The organism is Candidatus Angelobacter sp. (assembly GCA_035607015.1).
In the GTDB taxonomy this organism is placed as follows: domain Bacteria; phylum Verrucomicrobiota; class Verrucomicrobiia; order Limisphaerales; family AV2; genus AV2.
Genome location: DATNDF010000428.1, coordinates 1 through 4,850 on the forward strand (window position 1 = coordinate 1; position 4,850 = coordinate 4,850).

Sequence of the window (4,850 nt, forward strand, 5' to 3'; positions counted from 1 at the left end):
GTTCTCGCGCGGACTCGTGGTGACAACAGGACCGGTCCCAAACCAAAGCCAGACCAAAAGAACCTGCATGAAAAAAACATCCCGGTTTGCCTTCGCGGTTGCGTTGTGCGCGCTCGCCGGCTGTGTGCAGATGTCGCTCAATCCCCTTTACACGGAAAAGGACCTGGCGTTCGATCCGGCATTGCTCGGCACCTGGCAAGGTGTGTGGCGCGGTGGAATTTTTACCAATGATACCAACGGAATATTGACCACATGGAATTTCACCAAAGGAGACGGCGACAAGGAATACAAGCTGTTCTTCACGGATGAGGAGGGCAAGACGGCGCAATTCTTCGTGCGGCGACTGAAACTCGGCGAGGCGTTGTTTCTCGATTTCCTTCCCGCCGATCCGGACGACCTCGAAACAAATCGGAGCTTCTATTACGATCGCCACTTTATTCCGATGCATTCTTTCGCGAGGCTTTTGTCGGTTGAATCAGGCCTGCAAGTGTCGCTCTTTAGCGGAGCGTGGCTCGAGGAACTCCTCAACAAAGATCCTGCCGCGATCCGGCACGAGCGACTTGATCAAGAGCGGGCCGGTTTGATCATCCTGACCGCAACCACCAAGGAACTGCAATCCTTCGTTCTCAAACACCTCGACGACAAAGACGCGTTCCTCCAACCAATTAACTTGAAACGCAAGCAGGCCGGACCCAAAAAGGAGTGATGGATTTGCAAGAGCCTTGCTCGAACGCAATGCGGTGGGTGGCGATCGCCCGGCGAAGCCTGATCGTCTCCGCCCTGGTGTGCGCGCTGGGGTCTGGTTGTTCTTTTCGGAAAATGGCGGTGAGCAAACTCGGCGACGCGCTCGCCTCCGGTGGGACAACGTTCGCTTCGGATGACGACCCCGAACTGGTCAAAGCGGCCGTGCCGTTCAGTTTGAAACTGATGGAAAGCCTGCTTGTCGAAAGCCCGAAGCACGCAGGATTGCTGTTTGCCGCCACGAGCGGCTTCACGCAATACGCGTATGCCTTCGTGCAGCAGGACGCCGACGAGATGGAAGACAAGGATCTCGCGGCCGCCAACGCCCTGCGCGCGCGTGCCCGCAGGCTCTATCTGCGAGCGCGCAATTACGGCCTGCGCGGCCTCGAAGCGAGGCACCGAGATTTTGCAAAGGCGCTGCGGGACAATCCGAAGAAAGCCGTGGCGGTGACAAAACCCGGCGATGTGCCGCTGCTCTACTGGACCGCTGTTTCCTGGGCAGCGGCGATCTCGAACTCCAAGGACGATCCGGATTTAATTGCCGACGTGCCGGTCGTGGAGGCAATGATTGATCGCGCGCTGGAATTGAACGAGAGCTACGATCATGGCGCCATTCATTCGTTTCTGATCGCCTATGAGATGAGCCGCCAAGGCACGGCGGGCCGACCGGAGGATCGCGCGCGGAAACATTTTGCGCGGGCTTTGGAATTGTCGGGTGGACAACTGGCCGGACCGTTTGTGTCGCTGGCGGAGTCGGTCTCCGTGCAAAAGCAAAATGTCGCCGAGTTCAAGGAACTGCTCAACCGCGCCCTGGCGGTCAATGCCGATGCCAGGCCGGAGTGGCGCCTGGTCAATCTGGTGATGCAACGCCGCGCGCGCTGGTTGTTGTCGCGAACGGACGACTTGTTTCTGATGTCGGACAAGAAAGAATAGGCGCAATGAATCGCATGAGAAAAAAATTCAACCGTTTCCCGCCGGTCTGGCTGTTGGCGCTGGGAATCCTCTTGCGGCTCGCGCCTTCCGCGCCTGCCGCCGACAAGCCTCTCAACATCCGCCTTGGAACACTTGCGCCGCGCGGCACCTCGTATCACAAGAGCCTCCTGGCGATGGGCGAAAAATGGCGCCAGGCCTCGAATGGCGCGGTGAAGCTCACCATTTTTCCCGACGGCACACAAGGCGGTGAGGCGGACATGGTCGGACTGATGCAAACGGGCAATCTCGACGCGGGTTTGCTCACAGCGGTGGGACTTTCCGAAATCGAGCCTTCGGTCACCGCGTTGCAAAGCATGCCGATGGCCTTCCGCACGCTTGAGGAGGTGGATTATGTCGGCGAGAAGCTTCGCCCGCAACTCGAGCAGCGCCTGCTGTCCAAGGGCTACGTGGTGCTCTTCTGGTCCGATTCCGGCTGGGTCCGCTTTTTCACCAAATCGCCCGTCACTCATCCGGACGATTTGCGTAAACTTAAAATCTTCACCTGGGCCGGCAACCCGCACGAAGCCGACATCTGGAAGTCGGGCGGTTTCAATCCCATTTCGCTCGAAACCGCGGCCATCCCGCAAGCCCTGCTGTCGGGCAGTGTCGGGGCCGTTCCCATGCCGCCGTTCTTCGCGCTCGCCGGGCAGTTGGACGCCCAGGCGAAATACATGCTTGAAGTGAACTGGGCGCCGCTGGTGGGTGCGGCGGTCGTGCGGAAGAAGACCTGGGACCGCGTTCCTGCCGACGCCCGCGACTCCATGCTGAAGATTGCCGCCGGAATCGGCCGCGACGTGAAGGTCGCCGGCCGCGCGGAAAGTGAATCGTCCGTGGCCGCCATGGAAAAGCGGGGATTGGTGGTGCAAAAAGTCACGCCGGAAGTCGAGGCGGAATGGCGCGCGATGGCGGACCGGGTCAGCGACAAAATCCGGGGCAAGGTCGTCCCGGCGGAAATGTTCGACGAGGCGCAGAAGCTGTTGAGTGAATATCGCGCGAGCAAGGGTGTGAAGTGATGCCACAAATCAACCCGCGCCGCCGCGTGTTCCGATGCTCATGAATCCTGACGCGGCAGCCAGTCACGGACTCCTGCGCCCGATTGACCCCGGCCTGCCTGCATGGCGGCGCTTTTATCTGCAGGGAGAGAATCTGCTCATCGTCGGCGCGCTCATGGCGATGATGCTTTTGCCCGTGACCGAGATCATTCTGCGCCTCCTTTTCAACACCGGCATCTCGGGTTCGAGCGCGATCGTTCAACACTTGACGCTCATCGTCGGCATGTTGGGCGGCGCCATTGCCGCGCGCGAGGGCCGGCTGCTCGCCCTGTCGCCGGCTCAAACGCTGCTGACGGGCCGCGCCAAGGAAGCCGCGGCGATGTTTGGCAGCGGGTTCGCCGCGGCGATCTGCGTGTTTCTTTGCGCCGCGAGCTGGAAGTACGTCATGGACATGAAACCGCTCGGGAAGATGCTCGTTTACGGCATTCCGGTCTGGGTCATCCAGCTTTTCCTGCCTCTGGGCTTTGGTGTCGTGGCCTTGCGGCTCGTCTGGCACACGTCCGGACGCTGGAGCCGTCGCGCGATCACCTTCGCATTTGCAGCCACTCTTGTGGGTTTTGTCGTCTGGTCGCCTCTCTCCGCCGACCGTTTGATGGGCCCGGCGCTCGCCGCGCTGGTTATCGCAACGCTTTTTGGCGCTCCCGTGTTCGCCGCGCTCGGCGGCGCTGCGTTGATACTTTTCTGGGGACACGACCTGCCCGTGGAGTCGGTGCCGCTCAAGCACTACAGCCTCACCACAAATGACATGCTGCCGAGTATTCCGATCTTCACCCTGGCCGGCTACTTTCTCGCCGAAGGCGGCGCCTCGAAGCGACTGGTGCGGGTGTTTCAGGCGCTGGCGGGAAGGTTCCGCGGAGGTCCGGCGATTGTGACCGCGCTGGTCTGCGCGTTTTTCACCTCGTTCACAGGCGCATCAGGCGTGACGATCCTCGCGCTTGGCGGTGTGCTGATGCCCGTGCTGCTCGCGGCGCGTTACTCGGAGCGGTCGGCGCTGGGACTGCTCACGGGCGCCGGTTCACTGGGCATGTTGTTCCCGCCCTGCCTGCCGCTGATCCTTTACACCATCGTCGCCAACCACAGCGCGCGAGCCAATCTGACGATCAAGGAAATGTTCCTGGGCGGAATCGGGCCGGGAATCCTGCTGGTCATCATGACGGCGTGGTGGGGTGTCCGCCAGGGTCCAAAGATTTCCGCGGCACGGGGGTCTTTTGACTGGGTCGAAGCCCGCGCCGCCGTCTGGGCCGCGAAATGGGAATTGCTCATCCCCGTCGTCGCGCTGGGGGCTTTGTTCAGCGTGCCCACGACGGTTGCCGCGGCGGCCGTGACCGCGACCTACACCTTTCTCGTGGCCGTCGTCGTTCAACGCGACCTTCACCTCGTGCGCGATCTGCCCCGTGTGGTGACCGAATGCGGACTTCTGGTCGGCGGCGTGCTGCTGATTCTCGGTGTAGCGCTCGGGTTCACTCACTACCTCATTGACGCGCAAATTCCCGTCCGTGCCGCCGAATGGGCCACGCACACGATTCAATCGCGCTGGATTTTCCTTCTCGCGATGAACCTCGTGCTGCTGTTCGTTGGCGGTCTGATTGAAATCTACGCCGCCATCGTGGTTGTCGTGCCTCTTTTGGTGCCGATCGGCACGGCGTTCGGAATCGATCCCGTGCATCTTGGGATCATTTTCCTCGCGAACATGGAGCTGGGCTTCCTGGCGCCGCCAGTGGGACTGAACCTGCTACTGTCGTCCTACCGCTTCAACAAGCCGGTCCTCGAAGTCATGCGCGCCGTCGTCCCCATGCTCATGGTGCTGCTTGTCGGGGTGCTGCTCATCACTTATTTTCCGCCGCTCACAACGTTCCTGCCCGGCCTGTTCAAATAAAAACCCGCACCAAGGAAAACCCATGCAATCCACGGACCGAATCGTTCAGTTGGTGATCAGTGTTTTTCTCATCGTCGGCGTTTACCAGTTTTATTTCTGGTGCCAGCGCAATTACGTGGCGCGGCCGCGCGAACTGAAGCTGGCGATTGACGAGGCGATCCCTTACCGCCCGCGCTGGGTCTGGGTTTACAGCTTTCTCTACTACCCGG

Annotated in this window: 5 protein-coding genes; all 5 read left to right on the forward strand. The window is 60.8% G+C overall.

Annotated features, from left to right (window positions below):
* Window positions 1-67: 67 nt before the first annotated feature.
* On the forward strand, window positions 68-706 hold the full coding sequence (locus tag VN887_17265) for a hypothetical protein (GenBank protein HXT41760.1): 639 nt from the start codon (window positions 68-70) through the stop codon (window positions 704-706).
* A gap of 119 nt (window positions 707-825) precedes the next feature.
* Window positions 826-1,674, forward strand: coding sequence for a TRAP transporter TatT component family protein (locus VN887_17270; protein ID HXT41761.1), 849 nt, complete (start codon window positions 826-828; stop codon window positions 1,672-1,674).
* Between the two features lie 14 nt (window positions 1,675-1,688).
* On the forward strand, window positions 1,689-2,726 hold the full coding sequence (gene dctP, locus VN887_17275; GenBank protein ID HXT41762.1) for a TRAP transporter substrate-binding protein DctP: 1,038 nt from the start codon (window positions 1,689-1,691) through the stop codon (window positions 2,724-2,726).
* 40 nt (window positions 2,727-2,766) lie between these two features.
* Window positions 2,767-4,641 carry a TRAP transporter large permease subunit gene (locus VN887_17280; GenBank protein ID HXT41763.1) on the forward strand — a complete coding sequence of 625 codons (1,875 nt, stop codon included), beginning with the start codon at window positions 2,767-2,769 and terminating at the stop codon, window positions 4,639-4,641.
* Window positions 4,642-4,663: 22 nt separating this feature from the next.
* On the forward strand, window positions 4,664-4,850 hold a 187-nt coding region (locus tag VN887_17285; protein HXT41764.1), incomplete at its 3' end, for a hypothetical protein.

What these genes read in the sequence shown, in the direction of transcription:
- VN887_17280 (HXT41763.1), top strand. Translation starts at nt 2,767, where the DNA reads ATGAATCCTGACGCGGCAGCCAGTCACGGACTCCTGCGCCCGATTGAC.
- dctP (HXT41762.1), top strand. Translation starts at nt 1,689, where the DNA reads ATGAGAAAAAAATTCAACCGTTTCCCGCCGGTCTGGCTGTTGGCGCTG.
- VN887_17265 (HXT41760.1), top strand. Translation starts at nt 68, where the DNA reads ATGAAAAAAACATCCCGGTTTGCCTTCGCGGTTGCGTTGTGCGCGCTC.